At 64.6% G+C, this 19973-nt stretch carries 18 protein-coding genes and 1 tRNA gene; 9 read left to right on the top strand and 10 right to left on the bottom strand.

Translation table 11 applies throughout. The features are described 5' to 3' along the window. Nucleotides 1-61: 61 nt before the first annotated feature. From ypfJ to CFP68_RS00655, 3 genes are all read left to right on the top strand, one after another. A complete protein-coding gene (gene ypfJ / locus CFP68_RS00645; protein ID WP_099824140.1) occupies nucleotides 62-898 on the top strand; it encodes a KPN_02809 family neutral zinc metallopeptidase in 837 nt (278 codons plus the stop codon). A 70-nt stretch (nucleotides 899-968) separates the two neighbouring features. Then, a tRNA-Leu gene (locus CFP68_RS00650) sits at nucleotides 969-1052 on the top strand. A 726-nt stretch (nucleotides 1053-1778) separates the two neighbouring features. Beyond that, entirely contained in the window at nucleotides 1779-4907 is a 3129-nt protein-coding gene (locus tag CFP68_RS00655; RefSeq protein ID WP_099823396.1) for a Hint domain-containing protein, read from the top strand. 141 nt (nucleotides 4908-5048) lie between these two features. Here the strand turns inward: CFP68_RS00655 and CFP68_RS00660 are convergent, their stop codons facing one another. From CFP68_RS00660 to CFP68_RS00695, 8 genes are all read right to left on the bottom strand, one after another. Beyond that, nucleotides 5049-5648: a nucleotidyltransferase family protein gene (locus CFP68_RS00660; RefSeq protein ID WP_099823398.1), complete on the bottom strand. Its 600-nt coding sequence runs from the start codon at nucleotides 5646-5648 to the stop codon at nucleotides 5049-5051. Beyond that, nucleotides 5645-6898 carry a branched-chain amino acid ABC transporter permease gene (locus CFP68_RS00665; protein ID WP_420915809.1) on the bottom strand — a complete coding sequence of 418 codons (1254 nt, stop codon included), beginning with the start codon at nucleotides 6896-6898 and terminating at the stop codon, nucleotides 5645-5647. Before CFP68_RS00665 ends, CFP68_RS00660 begins: the two co-directional genes overlap by 4 nt. 185 nt (nucleotides 6899-7083) lie before the next feature. Next, the gene (locus tag CFP68_RS00670) at nucleotides 7084-8142 is read right to left on the bottom strand and encodes a branched-chain amino acid ABC transporter permease (RefSeq protein WP_099823400.1); all 1059 of its coding nucleotides are present in this window, start codon (nucleotides 8140-8142) and stop codon (nucleotides 7084-7086) included. Beyond that, the gene (locus CFP68_RS00675) at nucleotides 8130-8633 is read right to left on the bottom strand and encodes a hypothetical protein (protein ID WP_099823402.1); all 504 of its coding nucleotides are present in this window, start codon (nucleotides 8631-8633) and stop codon (nucleotides 8130-8132) included. Before CFP68_RS00675 ends, CFP68_RS00670 begins: the two co-directional genes overlap by 13 nt. Before the next feature lie 2 nt (nucleotides 8634-8635). After that, complete coding sequence (locus CFP68_RS00680) at nucleotides 8636-9349, bottom strand: ABC transporter ATP-binding protein (RefSeq protein WP_099823404.1); 714 nt, start codon at nucleotides 9347-9349, stop codon at nucleotides 8636-8638. A 90-nt stretch (nucleotides 9350-9439) separates the two neighbouring features. Next, nucleotides 9440-10216 (bottom strand): ABC transporter ATP-binding protein, encoded by a 777-nt coding sequence (locus tag CFP68_RS00685; protein ID WP_099823406.1) that lies wholly within the window; start codon nucleotides 10214-10216, stop codon nucleotides 9440-9442. A 73-nt stretch (nucleotides 10217-10289) separates the two neighbouring features. Then, nucleotides 10290-11474 carry an ABC transporter substrate-binding protein gene (locus CFP68_RS00690; RefSeq protein WP_099823408.1) on the bottom strand — a complete coding sequence of 395 codons (1185 nt, stop codon included), beginning with the start codon at nucleotides 11472-11474 and terminating at the stop codon, nucleotides 10290-10292. Nucleotides 11475-11589: 115 nt separating this feature from the next. Then, nucleotides 11590-12600 carry a GlxA family transcriptional regulator gene (locus tag CFP68_RS00695; protein WP_099823410.1) on the bottom strand — a complete coding sequence of 337 codons (1011 nt, stop codon included), beginning with the start codon at nucleotides 12598-12600 and terminating at the stop codon, nucleotides 11590-11592. 214 nt (nucleotides 12601-12814) lie between these two features. Here CFP68_RS00695 and CFP68_RS00700 point away from each other — a divergent pair, with 214 nt between their 5' ends. Beyond that, the gene (locus CFP68_RS00700; RefSeq protein ID WP_099823412.1) at nucleotides 12815-14185 is read left to right on the top strand and encodes a class II 3-deoxy-7-phosphoheptulonate synthase; all 1371 of its coding nucleotides are present in this window, start codon (nucleotides 12815-12817) and stop codon (nucleotides 14183-14185) included. A gap of 69 nt (nucleotides 14186-14254) precedes the next feature. On the opposite strand, the gene CFP68_RS00705 is transcribed toward CFP68_RS00700, so the two are convergent. Then, nucleotides 14255-14896, bottom strand: a complete 642-nt coding sequence (locus CFP68_RS00705) for a PAS domain-containing protein (RefSeq protein ID WP_099823415.1) — start codon at nucleotides 14894-14896, stop codon at nucleotides 14255-14257. A gap of 156 nt (nucleotides 14897-15052) precedes the next feature. On the opposite strand from CFP68_RS00705, the gene CFP68_RS00710 reads away from it, so the two are divergent. Genes CFP68_RS00710 through CFP68_RS00725 form a run of 4 tightly spaced genes read left to right on the top strand, consistent with a single transcriptional unit; the run spans nucleotide 15053 to nucleotide 18310 of the window. Beyond that, on the top strand, nucleotides 15053-15946 hold the full coding sequence (locus tag CFP68_RS00710) for a YicC/YloC family endoribonuclease (protein WP_099823417.1): 894 nt from the start codon (nucleotides 15053-15055) through the stop codon (nucleotides 15944-15946). 4 nt (nucleotides 15947-15950) lie between these two features. Then, on the top strand, nucleotides 15951-16589 hold the full coding sequence (gene gmk, locus CFP68_RS00715) for a guanylate kinase (RefSeq protein ID WP_099823419.1): 639 nt from the start codon (nucleotides 15951-15953) through the stop codon (nucleotides 16587-16589). After that, nucleotides 16586-17107 carry a gamma carbonic anhydrase family protein gene (locus CFP68_RS00720; RefSeq protein ID WP_099823422.1) on the top strand — a complete coding sequence of 174 codons (522 nt, stop codon included), beginning with the start codon at nucleotides 16586-16588 and terminating at the stop codon, nucleotides 17105-17107. The genes gmk and CFP68_RS00720 overlap by 4 nt, the downstream gene beginning before the upstream one ends. Before the next feature lie 9 nt (nucleotides 17108-17116). Further along, a complete protein-coding gene (locus CFP68_RS00725) occupies nucleotides 17117-18310 on the top strand; it encodes a trans-sulfuration enzyme family protein (protein WP_099823424.1) in 1194 nt (397 codons plus the stop codon). A gap of 13 nt (nucleotides 18311-18323) precedes the next feature. On the opposite strand, the gene CFP68_RS00730 is transcribed toward CFP68_RS00725, so the two are convergent. Continuing rightward, the gene (locus CFP68_RS00730; protein WP_099823426.1) at nucleotides 18324-18668 is read right to left on the bottom strand and encodes a hypothetical protein; all 345 of its coding nucleotides are present in this window, start codon (nucleotides 18666-18668) and stop codon (nucleotides 18324-18326) included. Nucleotides 18669-18882: 214 nt separating this feature from the next. Here CFP68_RS00730 and CFP68_RS00735 point away from each other — a divergent pair, with 214 nt between their 5' ends. Next, entirely contained in the window at nucleotides 18883-19953 is a 1071-nt protein-coding gene (locus CFP68_RS00735) for an ATP-binding protein (RefSeq protein WP_099823428.1), read from the top strand. Nucleotides 19954-19973 lie beyond the last annotated feature (20 nt).

Below are 19973 nucleotides of genomic sequence, written 5' to 3' on the forward strand. Positions count from 1 at the left end.
CCGGGCGCATTGTCATTTCGTGCACCGGCCCGCTGATTGGGCGCAACCGATGGGGAAAGCGATGCAGTGGAGAGGCCGGCGCACCAGCCGCAATATCGAGGACCGCCGTGGCATGTCGGGCGGCGCCGTCGGGGGGATCGGGGGCGTGGGCCTGATCGCCGTGCTTGCCATTGGCTATTTCTTCGGCATCGATGTTACCCCCTTGCTTCAGCAGGGCGGCGGTGGCGGCCAGACCCAGATCACCGCCGAGGATGAACAGGTGGGTGAATTCGTGTCCGTCACCCTGGCCGATACCGAAGAGGTCTGGGCCGACGTCTTTCGCCAGCAATTGGGCGAAACCTATGTCCCGACAACGCTGGTGCTGTTCAAGGGCGTCACGCAGAGCCCCTGTGGCGGCGCCTCGGGCGCCACCGGTCCCTTCTACTGTCCCGGCGATGAAAAGGTATATCTGGACACCGCGTTCTTCACCACGATGGCGCGGCAACTGGGCGCCGGCGGCGATTTCGCCGCGGCTTACGTCGTGGCGCACGAGGTCGCGCACCATGTGCAGAATGAACTGGGGATCCTCGGTCAGGCCAACACGATGCGTCAGAACGCCGATACCGAGACGTCGAATGCGATCTCGGTTCGGATCGAGCTTCAGGCCGATTGTTTCGCCGGGTTGTGGGCCGCGCGCGCCGATGACCGGTTCGGCACGCTCGAACCCGGCGACATAGACGAGGCGATGAACGCCGCCGCGCGGATCGGCGACGATGCGCTGCAACGCGGGTCGGGGCGGGCGCCGCGCCCCGAGACGTTTACCCACGGCACCTCGGACCAGCGCCAGCGGTGGTTCGCCGCCGGTTACCGCGGGGGCAGCATCGACGCCTGCGACACCTTTGGCGCCAACCGGCTCTGAGCGTGCTTTTTTCGCTTTTCCCCCGTCTCGGATCGCAGTAAGGGTTCCGGCGTCCGGCCGATGTGCCCGGGCCCGAGTGGCGGAATGGTAGACGCAGGGGATTCAAAATCCCCCGCCGCAAGGCGTGCCGGTTCGAGTCCGGCCTCGGGTACCATTCAAGCGCCAGACACGTCGCCTTGGGCATTGATCCCGCACTCGCCATGGCAGGCCGGTCGGCGATAACGGCACACCGGACATATTTTGCAAACCTGCTGCACTCGCCTGACTTTCGCCGCGATGTTGATTCGAGCCGATCGTTCAGGATCCGGCGGCAATGCGGCCGTGTTTGGTGCATTGGTGAACGAACCCGCTCCGAAATGCGACCATATCGTGGCGGGCGCCATAGGCTGCGATAGGCAGGATCGGACGGCTTCCGGTTTCCACTCTGCAAACAAAGCAGGTGGCGATTTCGTCTGAAAGGTATGATTTCGTTAAAATACACGCGAAATGGCGGGGATTGTCAGAACGCGCGTTTCCGGTTCAGCAACGATCCTTCGCCCCGCCCTTTGCGCCGGATGCCCCGACCCGGTCGTCACCCAGCATATCCTGCCAGTTTTCGAACAATTTTCGTTTGGTCCCGGCGCGACACCGGTTAGATTGATTGCACGAACTGGGTTCGAGTGTCGTTGGGGGACGACCAGGTTCGGCACCGGAGAATCTCCGACGCCTGACCGAATGAGTGTCTGCTGGAAGCGGCTGCCGCTTCGGCGTTTCATTTATACGCTTCTGAACGGAGCGGCCACAATGGGATGACCTGCGCCTGACCGGCTTGGCATTCTTGAAATTTCTCGACGACGCACCGGCCATGGTGCGGTGCGTCCAACTGAGATGGAGCCGGAATATGTCATCGAATAACCCTACACCTACGCCCGGTGGGCTGAACGGATTGATCTCCGGCGATCAGAATGAAGACCTGAACGATCTGATCGACGAGAATTACACCGACGACCCCGAAGGCGACCGCGTCGACAACAACGACGCCATCGCGCCCGGTGCGGGACCGAACGACGACCTGATCAAGGCGGGCCTCGGCAACGACACCATCTATGCCGGTGAAGGCGATGATGATGCCTATGGCCAGGAAGGCGATGACCTGATCTTCGGTGGCGCGGGCAGTGACGTTCTGCGCGGCAACGAAGGCAACGATACGCTGCAGGGCGACGAGGGTCTCAACTTTCTCGAAGGCGGTGCCGGGGATGACGTGTTCATCGCGGGCGACGGCGCCGACAGCTTCTTCGGAAATACCGGCCTGGACACGATCGACTATTCCGGCTCGACCGGCGCGGTGAACGTCAACCTGGGCACCAACGAGCTGTCCGGCGGGGCGGCCGGCAACGATTCGATCAATGACAGCGTCGAAGGGATCATCGGGTCCGACTTCGACGATACCCTGACCGGCGGCGACGGCGTCAACGTGTTCGACGGCGGCGCCGGCAACGACGCGATCACGACCGGCGTGGATGACACCGTTCGCGGCGGGTCGGGCGACGACACGTTCACCATTGCCCCCGATCAGCTTGCCGGTGCCCAGCCCGGTTCGAGCGGCGTCATCGACATCGCCGGTGGCGAGGACGGCGAAACCAACGGCGATACGCTGGATCTGCGCGGGCTGGTCAGCGATCCGGACGCGCAGATCACCTATACCAACAGTGATCCCGCTGCGGGCGGCGGTCTGACCGGCACCGCGACGCTGGACGACGGCACGATCGTCAACTTCACCGAGATCGAGAACATTCTCGGTGGTGGGCCGCTGCCGCCGCCGCCGCCGGGTGGCCCTGACGGCATCGTCTCGGGCACGCCGGGCGACGATCTGATCGATGGCGCTTATACCGGTGATCCCGATGGCGACCGCATCGACAACAACGACGCCATCCTCGGTCCGAACCCCGGCAGCAACGACGATATCGTCGAGGCCGGCGACGGCGACGACACGGTGCGCGCGATGCTGGGCAATGACAGCGTCGAAGGCGGCGCGGGCGACGACATCCTGGATGGCGGTGTCGGTGACGACACCCTGAACGACAGCAGCGGTTCGGACACGGCAATCGGCGGCGCGGGCGATGACCTGATCGACGTGTCGGGCAGCGATCCGGCCATCGACGATCCGGTCGTCACGATCCCCGGCATCCTCGAACCCGATGCCAACCCCGACGATGACCGCGATTCGGTTGACGGTGGTGCGGGCAACGACACGATCCGCACCGGCGACGACCGCGACACGATCAACGGCGGCGATGGCGACGACAGCATTTTCGCAGGCATCGACGATGACCTGGTCTATGGCGGCGGTGGCAACGATTACATCGACGACATCCAGGGCGCCGACACGATCTATGGCGGCACCGGAAACGACACGATCATTGCCGGTATCGACACGCTGTCCGACTATGTCGGCGACGATCCCAACAACCTGCCTGGCCAGTCTGATCCGAACCAGGAAGACGGTCGCGATTTCGTCGACGGCGGCGCGGGCGATGACGTCATCCGCACCGGCGACGACCGCGACACGATCCTTGGCGGTTCGGGCAACGATTTCATCAACGCCGGTATCGACGATGACGAAGTTGACGGCGGCGCCGGTGACGACACGCTCATCGGCTCGCACGGGTCCGACACGATCATGGGCGGTGCCGGCAACGACACCATCTATGGCGGCTTCGGTCCCGAACCGATCCCCGGTTTCGCAGGCGAGGAAACCGACGACACCGATCCCGTGCCGGACAACGGCCGTGACCTGATCGATGGCGGCGCCGGAAACGACGTGATCTTCGGCGAGGACGATGACGATACGCTGTTGGGTGGTGCCGGCAACGACACGATCGACGGCGGTGTCGACAACGACAGCATCGATGGCGGCCGGGACGACGACAGCCTGACCGGTGGTCACGGTGAGGACACCATCCTCGGGGGTGCCGGTAACGACATCATCGACGGTGGAATCGGCGATGACCTGATCTCGGGTGGCTTCGGCACCGACACCGTGACCGGTGGTGACGGCGACGACACGATCAGCGGCGGTGCCGGCGATGACCTTCTGGCCGGCGATGACGGCGACGACTCGATCCAGGGCAACGATGGCGAAGACACCATCTCCGGTGGTGCCGGGAACGATACCCTGGAAGGCGCAGACGATGCCGATACCTTCACCGATCTGAACGGCGGTGACGTCGTGTTCGGGGGCGCCGGGTTCGGGCCGGACAGCGAAGATGACGACACGATGGATCTGCGCGGCTCGGTTGCCGCGACGGCCGGTGCGACCCGGTTCGAGTTCCAGGACACCGTCACCGACAGCGACGGCAACGGCATCGACGGTTCGGTGGTCTATTTCGACGCCAGCGGCAACGAAGTGGGCAAGATCGACTTCGAGAACATCGAGAAGATCATCCCCTGCTTCACCCCCGGCACCTTGATCGCGACCCCCAAGGGCGAGCGTCCGGTCGAAAGCCTGCGGGCCGGCGACCGGGTCATCACCCGCGACAACGGCATCCAGGAAATCGCCTGGGTCGGCGCCAAGGAGATGGACACGACCACGCTTGCAGCCAGCACCCATCTGCAACCCGTGCTGATCCGTGCCGGTGCCCTTGGTCACGGTCTGCCGGAACGTGACATGCTGGTATCGCCGAACCACCGCGTCCTGGTGGCCAACGACAAGACCGCCCTCTATTTCGAGGAACGCGAAGTCCTGGCTGCCGCCAAGCACCTGGTCGACAACAAGGGGATCGTGTCGGTCACGGCCAGCCAGACGACCTATATCCACTTCATGTTCGAACAGCACGAAGTGGTCCTGTCCGACGGCGCCTGGAGCGAAAGCTTCCAGCCCGGTGACTACAGCCTCAAGGGTATCGGCAATGCCCAGCGGGCCGAAATCATGGAACTGTTCCCCGAGCTGGAGCAGATGGAAGGCCGGAATGCCTATGCCTCGGCACGCCGCACCCTGAAGAAGCACGAGGCGCGGTTGCTGATCGACTAAGCCACGATGTTCGCCATCGGGTGGCACGCCCAAGGTCTGGTGTGCCACCTGTTTCGCGACCTGCCTGATCCTGATCGACAAAACGTTACGGCCCGGTTCGATGGAACCGGGCCGTTTCGTCCTTTCATCTGGTCGCTGGGTTCAGCCGTTCTGTTCGCGCCAGGCGGCCCAGTCTTCGGGCGTATCCAGATCCGTCAGGGCACGGCGGTCGGGCAGGGCGACCGGCCGGATCCGTGCCGCCTGTGCCTTCAGGATGGAACGTGCGCCGGTGTCGCCCCGCAGGTCGGCAAAACAAGGCAGAAGATCGGGCGGAAAGATCACCGGATGGCCCGGCGTGCCATCGGTCGAACAGGCACGGACAATCGTTCGGCCATTCTCTGCGTCATAGGCGTCCAGCAGTCGGGTAAGATCGTCGGCCTGGATTTCCGGCATGTCACCCAGCATCACCATCATGGCCTGATCCGGCGCAACGCGGGCGGCACCGCGGCGCAGGCTTTCGCCCATGCCCAGATCCGCGTGGTGCACCGTGACGGTCTTGACGGGCAATCCCGCCAGCGCGGCGCGGCGGGCGCCTGCATCGGGCGGCAGCGCCACCAGAACCGGGCACCCGGTCACAAGCGCCCGTTCGGCCAGCACCGTCAACAACGGCCGCCCCGTGATCCGCTCGAGCATCTTGTCCGATCCGCGCATGCGTGACGACGCCCCGGCCGCGGCCAGCAGGATCGTCACGCCCCATGTCATCTTTCGGGGATCAGCCCGCGCGGCGAGAACCGCAACACCACCAACAGGATGACACCCATGGTCAGCAGCCGCATATAGGACGCGGCTTCGGTCAGGGTGGCGCGCATCTGCGATCCCTCGTCCATCTGCGAGGTCGCGACGTCCATCGCCCAGACGCCCAGCGGTTCGACCTGCACCCACAGGAACCAGATCAGGAAGCCGCCAAGGATTGCGCCCAGGTTGTTGCCCGATCCGCCGACGATCACCATCACCCAGATCAGGAAGGTAAAGCGCAGCGGCTGATAGGTGCCGGGCGTCAATTGTCCGTCCAGCGTGGTCATCATGGCGCCGGCAAGACCGCAGACCGCCGACCCGAGGATGAAGATCTGCAAATGCCGCCGGGTGACGTCCTTGCCCATGGCTTCGGCCGCGACCTCGTTGTCGCGGATCGCGCGCATCATCCGGCCCCATGGCGATTTCAACGCCGTCTGCGTCAGCCACAGCAGGATCAACAGCACGACCCCGAACAGCGCCGCATAGCACAGCTTGACCACGACGGACGACGCGACCACGGGATCGGCACCCATGCCTTGCATCCGCTCGACGAAATCCGCCGATTGTTGCAGATCGACCTCGTATGGCACGGGGCGGGGCAAGCCGATCACGTTCTTGACGCCGCGCGCCAGCCAATCCTCGTTCTTCATCACGGCGATGACGATTTCCGCGATGCCAAGGGTGGCGATGGCCAGGTAATCGCTGCGCAATCCCAAGGCAGTCTTGCCGATCATCCACGCCGCACCAGCCGCCAGAAGCCCGCCCACCGGCCAGCCGATCAGGATCGGCAGGCCAAGCCCGCCCAGATACCCCTCAAGCGCAGGGTTCACCGATTCGATGGCGTCGACCGCGCCGTCGAACAGCAGCCGATAGAGAACGAAGCCGACGACCAGCACCGCAAAAACGGCCAGACCCCGCGCCTTGCCCGCGTGCATCCGTTTCCACAACACGACCGCGGCGGCGATCGTGCCGGCCCCCAGGGCCAACGCGGCCAGCATCCGCACGCCACCGGCGGCCCAGGCGTCGGGCACGGGGGGCATCCCAACCAGGACGGCGCCCAGACCGCCCAGCGCGACAAACCCCATGATCCCGACGTTGAACAGCCCGGCATAACCCCACTGCATGTTCACGCCCAGCGCCATGATGGCCGAGATCAGCCCCATGTTGAAAATGCCCAGTGCCACGTTCCACCCCTGCGACATGCCGGAATAGATCATCAGCACCGCGACGATCCCGAACAGGGCACCGTTGCGAAGCCCCGGCTGGCGATCAGGATCGCCCATGGTCACCAGCTTGGCCAGCAGCCGGATCGCGATCAGCATCAATGCTGCGGGCAAGCCGCCGCCGAGATATCCGAGCACGCCCAGCACCGCCGCCTGAACACCCACCATAGCCATGGAATTCATACCGATTTCCCCCGGAACAGCCCCGTGGGCCGGAACAGCAACACCACGATCAGGATCGCGAAGCTGACGGCGAACTTGTAATCCGTGCTCATCAACTGAACCAACCCGTCCGGCTCCCATCCGCCGGGCGCGAGGTATCCCAACACCTTCTTGAAGGCGTATGTGACCGTCACCTCGGAAAACGCGATCACGAAACCGCCCGCCACCGCGCCCAGGGGCGAGCCGAGGCCACCGACGATGGCCGCGGCAAAGATCGGCAGCAACAGCTGGAAATAGGTGAAGGCGCGGAACGACTTGTCCAGCCCGTAGAGAACGCCCGCCGTGGTGGCCAGCGCCGCCACGATCAGCCATGTCACCATCACCACCCGTTCAGGATTGATGCCAGACAGCAGGGCCAGGTCCTCGTTGTCGGAAAAGGCGCGCATGGATTTGCCCGTCCGGGTGCGATTGAGGAACCAGAACAGCACCCCGACCGCGATGCCGGCGGCAACCAGCGTGATCGCCGTGGTCGCGCGGATGGCCAGACCCTCGTCCAGGCCGGTCATGTCCTTGAACTGGCGCGCATTGATGATGAAGCGCGCGCCGTCGGCGAAGTTCACATCGTCGGTGCCGCGCGTGTCCTGCTGACCCTCGGGCGCCAGGAAGACGGCCCCGACCGACAGCACGACCCGCACGAGGCCGTTCATCACGAACATCACGCCCACCGACACAATCACCAGGATCACCGGCGCGGCCTTGCGACGCCGATAGAACCGATACACGACCCGGTCCGTGCCCAGCAACAGAACCGCCGTCGTGGCAATCCCGAAGGGCAGGGCGAGCAGGGCGGTGGGAAGCGGCCCCAGGTGCAATCCCCAGCCCTGGAACAGCCAGGTGAACAGGATCGTGGCAACGGTCCCGAACGCCATGGTATCGCCATGGGCGAAGTTGGAAAACCGCAGGATGCCATAGATCAACGTGACCCCCAGCGCACCCAGCGCCAACTGCGCGCCATAGGACGCGCCGGGAATCAGAACGTAATTGGAAAAGGCGACAAGCGCGTTCAGGGGTTCCATGGCAGGCCCTCTTGTTCGGAATCGAATGGAAGGCAATCGCCTGACTGGGTCAGCGCACGCATGCCGCCGTAGACGATGCTGTGCATCGTGTGGACCGCCGAGCCGTCCGAGCGGATCGACAGCAACGACGTGCCGAACCGCGGGTCAAATCGCGTCGCGTCGATGACCGGAGGCGGGCCGAAGTGCGCGCTGTATTGCCGGCCATCGCGGTATTCGAAACCCTCGATCTCCGAACCATGGCCGGCTGGATCGTTGTCCGGGTTCAAGAAAGTTACGTCCCCGGTCTCACGGTCCCATAGCAGCCGCAGTTGCAACGGTTCAGGATACCACCCGGCGCTGTCGACCTTGTCGAGAAGGCAGTCCAGCGCAATCCGCGGACCCGCGGGAAACGGTCCCGCAACCGGGCGCAGATCCCGCGGTTGTGCCACCGAAACCGCCGCCACGGCCAGCGCCGCAAACAGTGTCAAGATCGGTGCGGTGCGCCGGACCATCCTCATCCTCCCAGAAAACTCCGCCGCACATCCGGATCGGCCAGCAACTCGGCGCCCGTCCCGGTAAACGCGTTTGCACCCTGCACCAGGACATACCCCCGGTCGGCGATTTCCAGCGCTTGGCGGGCGTTCTGCTCGACCATGAGGATCGAAATGCCGGTGCGTGCCACTTCGATGATGCGGTCGAACAATTCATCCATGACGATGGGCGACACGCCCGCCGTGGGTTCGTCCAGCATCAAGACGGTGGGTTGCGTCATCAGCGCGCGCCCCACGGCGACCTGCTGGCGCTGTCCGCCCGACAATTCGCCGGCCGCCTGACGACGCTTGTCCCGAAGGATCGGAAACAGATCGAACACCTGCTCCATCGTGCCGGAAATGTCGTCGCGGCGCAGGAAGGCCCCCATTTCCAGGTTCTCTTCCACCGTCATCGACGTGAAGATGTTGTGCGTCTGGGGCACGAAGGCCATGCCGCGTCCCACCCGGTCCTGCGGGCTCAGCGCGGTGATGTCGTCACCGTCCAGCCGGACGGCGCCGCTGCGCAGGGGCAGCATCCCGAACACGGCCTTCATCGCCGTGGACTTGCCGGCGCCGTTCGGCCCGACGATGACCGCGATCTGCCCTTTTTCCACCGACAGCGTGCAGGCATGCAGAATATCGGCGCCCGTGCCATACCCCCCGGTCATGGCCTCGCCGATCAGAAACGGTTCAGCCACACAACCTCCCGGTTTTTTCTTGCTGCAAATACTCAATGGCGCGGCCGTCACGACAGGCGCGGTCACCGGCGTTGATCGACGACAGGATCCTCACGCGCTTGCCTTGTTCTTCAGGCCGGTTCCCAGATAGGCCTCGATCACCTGTTCGTTCGCCTTGATCTGCGCGATGGTGCCTTCGGCCAGCACGTGACCCTCGGCCATAACGATCACCGGATCGCACAGCCGACCGATGAAATCCATGTCGTGTTCGATCATGCAAAAGGTGTATCCCCGCTCACGGTTCAGTCGCAGGATCGCATCGCCCACCGTGTTCAGTAGGGTGCGGTTGACGCCCGCGCCCACCTCGTCGAGAAACACGATCCTGGCGTCCACCATCATCGTGCGACCCAGTTCCAGCAACTTCTTCTGCCCGCCCGAAAGGTTGCCGGCCTTTTCGTTCTTCAGATGATCGATCGTAAGAAATTCAAGGACTTCGTCGGCCTTCTTCAACAGGGCCGCCTCTTCCTCACGGATGCGGGCGCGGCCGAACCAGGTGTTCCACAGCGTCTCACCCGATTGCGCGGGCGGCACCATCATCAGGTTCTCGCGCACGGTCATCGACGGGAATTCGTGGGCGATCTGGAACGTTCGCAGCAACCCCTTGTGGAACAATTCATGGGGCGGCAGGCCGGTGATATCCTCGCCCGCCATGGTGACGCGCCCCGATGTCGGGGGCAGAACGCCGGCGATCACGTTGAAAAGCGTTGTTTTTCCCGCACCGTTCGGCCCGACAAGCCCGGTAATGGACCCCTGTTCGATCTTCAGCGATGCGCCGTCGACGGCGCGAAAGCCGCCGAAGTGTTTGTGCAGGTCGTGGACCTCGATCATCTGTGCAACCCGTGATCGTTTCGACGAAAACGGCCCGGCACCAGAAGGCGCCGGGCCGCCAGGAAATGAGGGATCAGCGGAAGCCGATGGTGGCGAAATCGCCGTCCTTCACTTCGTATTCGCGGAAGGTGCCTGCGCTTTCGCCGGGTCCGATAAGCTCGACCGCCGTCGCGCCGACATAATCCACTTCGCCGCCAGATTGCAGAATCTCGATCGCCTTGGCCAATTCGCCCGGGTTGATCTTTTCACCCGGTGCGTTGGCGACGTCCATCACCTTGTCCTTGAAGACGTTGGAATCGCTGGATCCTGCGGCCGCCATCGCCAGCAGCATCAGCGCCGCCGCGTCATAGCTTTCGCCGGTATAAGAGGACGTGCCATCAAAGCCGGCTTCCTTGGCCATCTCGCGGAAGGTTTCGCCGCCGGCGGAATCCGACCCCGGGACCAGGCCGAAGGTGCCGTTCAGGTCGCTGCCGATCGCCTCGATGAGCGAGTCGCCATACATGCCGTCGGGCAACACGAACGTGTCGAACGCGCCGGCATCCAGCGCGGCCTGAATCACGCCCTTGCCGCCCTGATCGACGTATCCGGCCACCACCAGCACATCGCCACCGGCCGAAGCCAGTGCGCCGACTTCGGCGGAATAATCCGCCTTGCCGTCTTCATGGGCGGCAGAAATCGTGACCGTGCCACCGGCCTCTTCGAAGGCGGACTGGAAGCTGTCGGCCAGGCCCTTGCCATAGTCGTTGTTGGTATAGGTCAGTGCGACGGATTTCATGTCGCGTTCCATCAGCATGTTCGCCAGCACCACGCCCTGACGCGCGTCGGAGGGCGACGTGCGGAAGAACAAACCGTTGTCCTCGGCATCGGACAGGCCCGGCGACGTGGCCGAGGGCGAGATCATGACGATGCCGTTGGGCACCGCGACGTTGGCCAGGATCGCGCCGGTGACGCCCGAGCAATCGGCGCCCATGATCGCTGCGACCTTGTCCGAGGTGATCAGACGTTCGGCCGCGGCCGTGGCGGCGCCCGAGTCGATGCAGGTGGAATCGGCGCGCACGGATTCGACGGTCGATCCGCCCAGCAGGGTGCCCGCGTCGTTGACTTCCTTGATGGCCAGTTCCGCACCGTCGCGCATGCCGGGGGTGATGGTTTCCAGTGGCCCGGTGAAGCCCAGGATCACGCCGATCTTGATGTCTTCGGCGAACGCGCCGGTGGATGCGACAGCCGCAATGGCCGACGCCAGAAGAAGCTTTTTCATGGTGATCTCCCTGTTCGTGGATCGTTGTCCGGTCGCGATGCTAGGCGGGCCGCCCTGAAAAGAAAAGCCCGATCAGCGGTGCCGCTACGGCAGGTTTTGTGCATTCCGGGCGGTTTCACCCCTGGGTTGCATCCTTGCTGACGTGCACGCCCCGCTCGCGATATGGGGTCGTGGCATATTGGGCGCGATAGCATTTCGAAAAGTGCGACGGCGAGGCAAAACCGCAGGCAAGGGCGACGTTGATCACGCTCATGTCCGTCTGCATCAGCAGGTTGCGCGCCTTCTCAAGCCTGAGTTCCATGTAATACCGCTTGGGCGAGCGGTTGAGATAGCGGCGGAACAGCCGTTCCAGTTGTCGCGTGCTCATCCCCACGTCGCGGGCCAGGGTGGCCGGGCTTATCGGATCCTCGATATGGGCCTCCATCATCTGGATGACCTGCGACAGCTTTGGGTGGCGCACACCGATGCGCGTCGGCGTCGACAGGCGCTGGGTGTCCTGATCGGTGCGGATCGCGGAATAGATCATCTGGTCGGCCACCGCGCTGGCCAGGGTTTCGCCGTGGTGATCGCCGATCAGCTTCAGCATCAGGTCGATCGATGACGTGCCGCCCGCCGTGGTATAGCGGTTGCCGTCCATCACGAAGACCGACTTGGTCAGATGCACGTCCTCGAATTCCTCGGCGAAACTGTCGTGGTTTTCCCAATGGATCGTGGCCTTCCGGCCATCCAGCAACCCCGCCTTGGCCAGGGTATAGCCGGCCGTGCAGAGCCCGCCCAGCACCACGCCGCGCCGGGCCTCGCGGCGCAGCCAGTTCAGGATCTTCCGCGTGCTCGCGCGGGCCACATCCACACCGCCACAGACCAGGACGATGTCGTCGCGGTTCAACTCGTCCAGCCCGCCGTCAAGCTGAAACCGTGTGCCGGCCGAACAGGCCACCGCCTCGCCGTTTTCCCCGACCAGCCGCCAGGTATAGAGCGTCTGGCGCGACAGGCGGTTCGCGATCCTCAGCGCGTCGATGCTGGCCGCGAAGGCGAGCAGCGAGAAGCCGTCAAGCAGGACCAGAACGAAATGATGCGGTTTGGCGTCGATGGGCCCGACATCGACGCTGTAACGACTCTCATCCATCCACGACGCCCCACCTGAAATGTTGCCGGAGCGAAACAGGTTTATGACGCCGGATCAAGCAGGCACCCGGCAGATCCGCCAAAAGATCGGCCGAATCGGGCGTAAGCGCCGTGTTTCGGGGGATCGGCCATTGGCACCCGGGCCTGCGCGCGCTATACCACCGACCGATCCGGTGGGGGTTCCCCGGATCGCATTCATTTCACGGAGCGACGCGATGACCACCTGGCAGAAAACCGACTGGCGCAACAAACCACGGGTTCAGATGCCGGAATATACCGACGCCGACGCCCTGGCCCGCACCGAAGCCCGTCTGTCAAAGTATCCGCCGCTGGTCTTCGCCGGCGAAACGCGAACGCTGAAGGCCGAGCTGGGCGCCTGTTCGCGCGGCGAGGCGTTCCTGCTGCAGGGCGGCGATTGTGCCGAGAGCTTTGCCGAATTCAGCGGCGACAACATCCGCGATACCTTCAAGGTGATGTTGCAGATGGCGATGGTGCTGACGTTCGGCGCCAAGGTGCCCACGGTCAAGGTCGGGCGCATGGCCGGCCAGTTCGCCAAACCGCGCAGTGCGCCGACGGAAACCGCGAACGGACAGGAATTGCCCAGCTATCGCGGCGACATCATCAACGGCTTCGACTTCACGCCCGAGGCGCGGATTCCCGATCCCGCACGCATGCTGGAAGCCTACTCGCAGGCGGCCGCCACGCTGAACCTGCTGCGCGCGTTCTCGAAGGGCGGTTTTGCCGATGTGCACCGGGTCCATGCCTGGACGCTGGGCTTCACCGACACCGAAGAGGCCGAGAAATACCGCGACATGGCGAACCGGATCCAGGACGCGCTGGATTTCATGACCGCCGCGGGTCTGACGTCGGAGAACAACAGCGAACTGGCAACGGTGGATTTCTATACCTCGCACGAGGCGCTGCTGCTGGAATACGAAGAGGCTCTGACGCGGGTCGATTCGCTGACCGGCACCATGGTCGACACCTCGGGCCACCTGATCTGGATCGGCGACCGCACCCGCCAGCCGGACGGGGCCCATGTCGAGTTCTGCAAGGGCGTGACCAACCCCATCGGTCTGAAATGCGGCCCGTCGATCACCACCGACGACCTCAAGCGGCTGATGGAAACGCTGAACCCCAAGAACGAGGCCGGGCGCCTGACGCTGATCGCGCGGTTCGGGGCCGGAGCGGTCGGTGACAATCTGCCCAAGCTGATCCGCGCCGTCGAGGAAGAGGGGGCCAAGGTCGTCTGGTCCTGCGATCCGATGCACGGCAACACGATCAAGGCGGCCAGCGGTTACAAGACCCGTCCGTTCGATTCGGTGCTGCGCGAGGTTCAGGAGTTCTTCGCCGTCCACAACGCCGAAGGCACCGTGCCGGGCGGCGTGCATTTCGAGATGACGGGCAAGGATGTGACCGAATGCACCGGCGGCGTGCGGGCCGTGACCGACGAAGATCTGTCCAGCCGCTATCACACGGCCTGTGATCCGCGTCTGAACGCGTCGCAATCCCTGGAACTGGCGTTCCTCGTCGCCGAGGAGTTGAGCGGACGTCAGCGCACGCTTCAGGCCGCGGCCGCCGTCTGATCGCCTGACATCGATGACGAATGGGCGCCGCGACGGGATCGTGGCGCCCGTTTTGCGTTCAGGCCGCGATCATGATCCGCCACCGTCGATCAGGCGAAGCGACGGACCGCCCTGTGCCGCGGGCCCGCTGGCCCGCTTGGGCGCGGCCGACGATGGGCGCGTGCCGTATCCGGTCAGCGCCACGCGGTTGTCCGATGCGATGCGGAACCGGCAGGGCGGCGATCCGACGGGCGCGCTGGACGACAGACAGCCAAGCGCCCGCGTCACCTGGCCCGCGCCATCGCGCAGCGGCAGCAACAGCATCCGTGCCGCCATCGGTTTGGCAATCAGGCGCGACGGCCCCGACAACCAGAGATCGACCTTGGCAGGTTCGGAAAACACCGATTCCACCGCATCGGCAAAGGCGGCGCGGGCCTCGGGCAGCATGAAACAGCTGATCGGCATGCCGCGCACCTCCATCCCCATGAGATCGGCCAGATGCATCCCCGCCAGCCGGAACCGCGCAACCCCCGGCGCGACCCGTTCCAGAAGGAACGTCCGGTCCAGCACATCGGCGATGCCCCGCGGATCGATTTCGGCGCGGCACGGCATGATCCGCCCGTCGCACAGGGCCTGCCAATAGGCATCGACCTGCGCAAAACACGTATCGGCCGAGACACCGGCGCCACCGATGGGCACGACCGCGGGCCGATCCGATTTCATGAAAGCCATATCACCGCTCCTTTACGGGGAAGGCGCGTTTGCCGGCCGTGGCGGCGTTGTCAGCCGCGGACCGGTCTGCTACCGCTGACCCGTGATGTACCGGGTATCTGCATAGCAGGGAAATTCGATTCAATCCCTGACAAACTTTCTGAAGGGTTAATACATATGCGATATTCGATGACCGGATTTGCCGCGGCGACGGGCGCGTTCCAGGACTGGTCGTGGACCTGGGATCTGCGGTCGGTCAACGGGCGCGGCCTGGATCTTCGGCTGCGCGTGCCCGACTGGATCGAGGGTCTGGAACCCGCCCTGCGCACACCGTTGCAAAAATCCCTGGTGCGCGGCAACGTCACCTTGTCGCTGCGCGTCACGCGCGCCGGCGACACCGGCGAGACACAGTTGAACGCCGACGCGCTGGAGCGTGTGCTGGCGCAGATCGTGGCGGTCGAAAAGGCGGCGATGGATGCGGGGGTGAACATCGTGGCACCGTCCGCCACCGACATTCTGAACCACCGCGGCGTTCTGGACGCGCGGGCCTCTGAACAGGCCGACACCACGCGTCTGCGCGCGGCCATCGTGAACAGCCTGCCGGCGCTGATCGCCGCCTTCAACAAGATGCGCGCGGCCGAGGGCACGGCGCTGGCGGCGATCCTGACGGCCCAGATCGACCGCATCGCGGATCTGACCGGCGAGGCGCGCGCGATCTGCGACGGGCGGCGCGACAGCATGGCCGAGGCGCTGCGCGCGCAACTGGCCCGCGTGACCGACAACGTCGACACCGCCGATCCCGACCGCATCGCCCAGGAACTGGCGCTGATCGCGGTGAGATCCGACATCACCGAAGAACTGGACCGCCTCGACGGCCACGTCGCCGCCGCCCGCGATCTGCTGGGCGAAGCGGGGCCGGTGGGCCGCAAGCTGGATTTCCTGACCCAGGAATTCAACCGCGAGGCCAATACGCTGTGCGCGAAATCGCAATATGCGCCGCTGACCCGCCTCGGCCTTGATCTGAAGACGACGATCGATCAGTTGCGTGAACAGGTTCAGAACGTGGAGTAACCCCTTGGCAAGACGTGGTCTTCTCATCATCCTGTCGTCCCCGTCGGGGGCCGGAAAATCGACGTTGGCCAAGCGGCTGATGGCTTGGGATCCGACATTGCGGTTTTCGGTCTCGGCCACCACCCGCGCGCCGCGTGCGGGCGAGGTCGACGGCAAGGATTACTATTTCGTCACCGAGCCCGATTTCAAACGGCAGGTGAAGGAAGGCGGCATGCTGGAACATGCCCATGTCTTCGGCAACTTCTATGGCTCGCCCAAGGCGCCCGTCGAGGTGGCGATTTCGGACGGCCGCGATGTGCTGTTCGACATCGACTGGCAGGGCGCGCAGCAGATCGAGAATTCGGCGCTGCAAAAGCACGTGTTGTCGATCTTCATCCTGCCGCCGTCGATCTCGGAATTGCACCGCCGCCTGGTGTCACGCGGAAAGGACGATGCCGAGACGATCCAGCGGCGGATGCAGAAAAGTTGGGACGAGATCAGCCATTGGGGTGGCTATGATTACGTTCTGGTCAACGATGATCTTGACGAAACCGAAACGCGCCTGAAAACCATCATCAGCGCCGAACGCCTGCGCCGCAGCCAGCAGCCGGATCTGGTGATCCACGTGCGGGCGTTGCAGGACGAATTTGGAGAACTCGAATGACCCTCTATGCGCTTGACGGCCAACGTCCCGAAATCGATGCGACGGTCTGGATCGCCGCGGATGCCAACGTGATCGGCAGGGTCCGGCTTCTGGCCGACGCGTCGGTCTGGTTCGGCGTCACCCTGCGCGGCGACAACGAATGGATCGAGGTCGGCCGCGGCAGCAACGTGCAGGAAAACGCCGTGCTGCACACCGACATGGGGTATCCGCTGACCATCGGCGCCGATTGCACCATCGGCCACAAGGCGATGCTGCACGGCTGCACCATCGGGGACAACACGCTGATCGGCATGGGCGCCACCGTTCTGAACGGCGCCAGGATCGGCGCCGACTGCCTGATCGGGGCAGGGGCGCTGATCACCGAGAACAAGGTGATCCCCGACGGATCGCTGGTCATGGGCGCGCCGGGAAAAGTGGTGCGCGCGCTTGACGATGATGCCATCAAGGGATTGCGCGCCTCGGCCGCAAGCTATCGTGCCAACGCCCGCCGGTTCGCCGCCGGCCTGACCCGCCTGTAAGGATCCGCCATGACCGAAAGGCCCAAGACACTGGTGCGCCGCACGCCCTGGCCGCAAAGCTCATCGCGCGCCGTCGGCACGCCGCTGCAACCCTCCGTGGTCTACGCCTCGGAGTCGCCCGATGCGCTGGACGCCCAATACGAAGGTCGCACCCAGGGATATTCCTATGCCCGCGAGGGCCATCCGAACGCCGATGTTCTGGCGACCAAGATCGACGGAATGGAAGGGGCGACCGGCGGTTTCATCACCGGATCGGGCATGGCGGCGGTGACTGCCGCGTTGCTGGGCTGTCTGAAGGCGGGCGATCACGTCGTCGGCGGCGATCAGCTTTATGGGCGGTCGATGCGGCTGATGACCGATGATCTGCCACGCTTCGGCATCGCCACCACGCTGGCCGATCCGACCGATGCGGCGGCGATCGAACGCGCCCTGCGTCCCGAGACGCGGATGATCCTGATCGAGGTCGTCAGCAACCCGACCCTGCGTGTCGCCGATCTTGACGGCATCGCGCGGCTGGCGCGCGACCGCGGCATTCTGTTGGCGATCGACAACACCTTCACAACGCCACGCGGGGTGCGGCCGTTCGATCATGGCGCGGATATCGTGATCCATTCGGTGACCAAGATGCTGGCGGGGCATGCCGACGTGACGCTGGGCTATGTCGCCGCGCGCGATCCCGAGGTGCGGAAGGCGATGCTGGGCTGCGCGGTGACGCTGGGCCTGACGCCGTCGCCGTTCGATTGCTGGCTGGCGGAACGGGGCCTGTATTCGTTCGAGCTGCGCTATGATCGCGCCGAACAGAACGCCCGCGCGCTGGCCGATCACCTGGCCGGACTGCCGCGGGTGAAACGGGTGCTTTATCCGATGCGCCACGACCATCCCGATCACAATCGCGCCATGTCGCTGCTGAACGGGCGGGGCGGGCACATGGTGACGTTCGAAATCGAGGGCGGCCGGGCACAGGGCAACGCGTTGGTGCAGGCCGCGAAGAACATCGCGTTTGCGCCGACACTGGGCGATATCGGCACGACGCTCAGCCATCCGGCGACGTCATCACACCGCGCGCTGAGCCCCGAGTATCGGGCCCGCCTGGGGCTGGGTGAAGGTGTGTTTCGCATATCGGTCGGCGTCGAGCCGATCGAGATCCTGTGCGCCGAGTTTGCCGACGCGATTCGTGCCGCAGCCGATGTCGCCGCTCGGTGAGCGCGTCGTCGGCTCAGCTGTACTGCGGCAGGGCCGTCTTGGACAGAAGGTCGATATCAAGGTCGGGGAACTGTTTGCGCGCTTCGCTGACCAGGATTTCCGGTTTCGGCAAACCGACGGGCACGATCCGGTATCGGCCGCAGAACTTGTTGAACGTCAGGATCTGGGCGACATCAAAACAGTCGAAGCCGTCGGAAATGGCAAGCGACACGACGATTCCCGGACCTGTTCCGTGTTTCAACGTGGCGTCGACATCGAGTATATCGACAACTTCGGGCGCAACCCCGAGATCCGACACCAGCGGCAGGGCCGTCTGGAGGTCGTTGGCGTCCCCGACAAGAACGGGCGCGGATGGCATGGTATTCAAACTCCACTTCCAGTATCGAAACCACGGGCCAGTCGGTCCAGTCCCATGGGGCCCCAGGTCGTCGGGCTTGTCTCAAACAAACCAACGGGCCTTCTGAAAACGTTATGCAGGTTTTCGGCTTTCTGCAAAGTTTTTCCACAGGGCTTGGGTCGGCACCGTGGACTCTGCGCCTTTTGTGCCGCGCTTTGCGGCCCCGTGTGCGGCCATGACGCAGGGTAAGGAAGGGCTGGATCCGGTGACGCGGGGGTCGTTGAATCAGGTTCTGGCCGCGCTGCATCTGCCGGCATTCTGGGTCGGTTCCGATAACCGGATCGCCGTCTCGAACCCCGCGGCGCTTGCGCTTTTCGATCCCGGTCTGGTCGGTCGCCATTACCTTGGCGCGTTGCGCCAGCCCCGCATCGTCGCCGCCATCGAAACCGCGCTGACCGCAAAAACGGCCGCGATTGCAACCTATTGGACCACGGATCGCAACCACGACACCGTCTGGACCGCGCGGGCCGAGCCACTGGACTTGAACCGGCAACAGGGGGTTCTGGTCACGCTGGAGGATACGACCGCCATGCAGGAGGTCGGGCAGATGCGACGCGACTTCGTGGCCAACGTCAGCCACGAATTGCGCACGCCGCTGACCGCGCTGATCGGCTTCATCGACACCTTGCGTGGTGCGGCGCGGGACGATCCCGCCGCCCGTGAGCGGTTTCTGGCCACCATGGCGGGCGAGGCCGCGCGGATGAACCGTCTGGTCCAGGATCTGCTGTCCCTCAGCCGACTGGAAAGCGACGAACGGATGCGCCCCACCGGCCATATCGACTTTGCACGGCTGCTTGCCTCGGTTCGCCAATCGCTGGCGCCCTTGCTGAACGACAGCGATACCACGCTGATCCTCGCGGGCTGCGATGACTTGCCGGATGCATCGGGCGACGGCGATCAGATCGGACAGGTCTTCGTCAACCTGGTTGAAAACGCGGTGAAATATGGTGGCACAGGGCAAACGGTGACGATCACCGCAACGCCGATCGCACGCGATCCCGCGCTGCGCCAGGCCGCGATCCGGTTTGACGTGACCGACACGGGCGATGGCATGGATCCGGTCCATATCCCGCGGCTGACCGAACGCTTCTACCGCATCGACACCCACCGCTCGCGCGAGATGGGGGGGACGGGGCTGGGCCTGGCCATCGTGAAACATATCGTCAACCGGCACCGCGGCCGGCTTCACATCACCAGCGTGCCGGGGCAGGGCAGCACGTTCAGCGTGATTCTTCCGACGAAATGACCCATGGTGATCCGGGGAAA

It is taken from the genome of Oceaniglobus indicus (assembly GCF_002751875.1).
Lineage (GTDB): Bacteria > Pseudomonadota > Alphaproteobacteria > Rhodobacterales > Rhodobacteraceae > Oceaniglobus > Oceaniglobus indicus.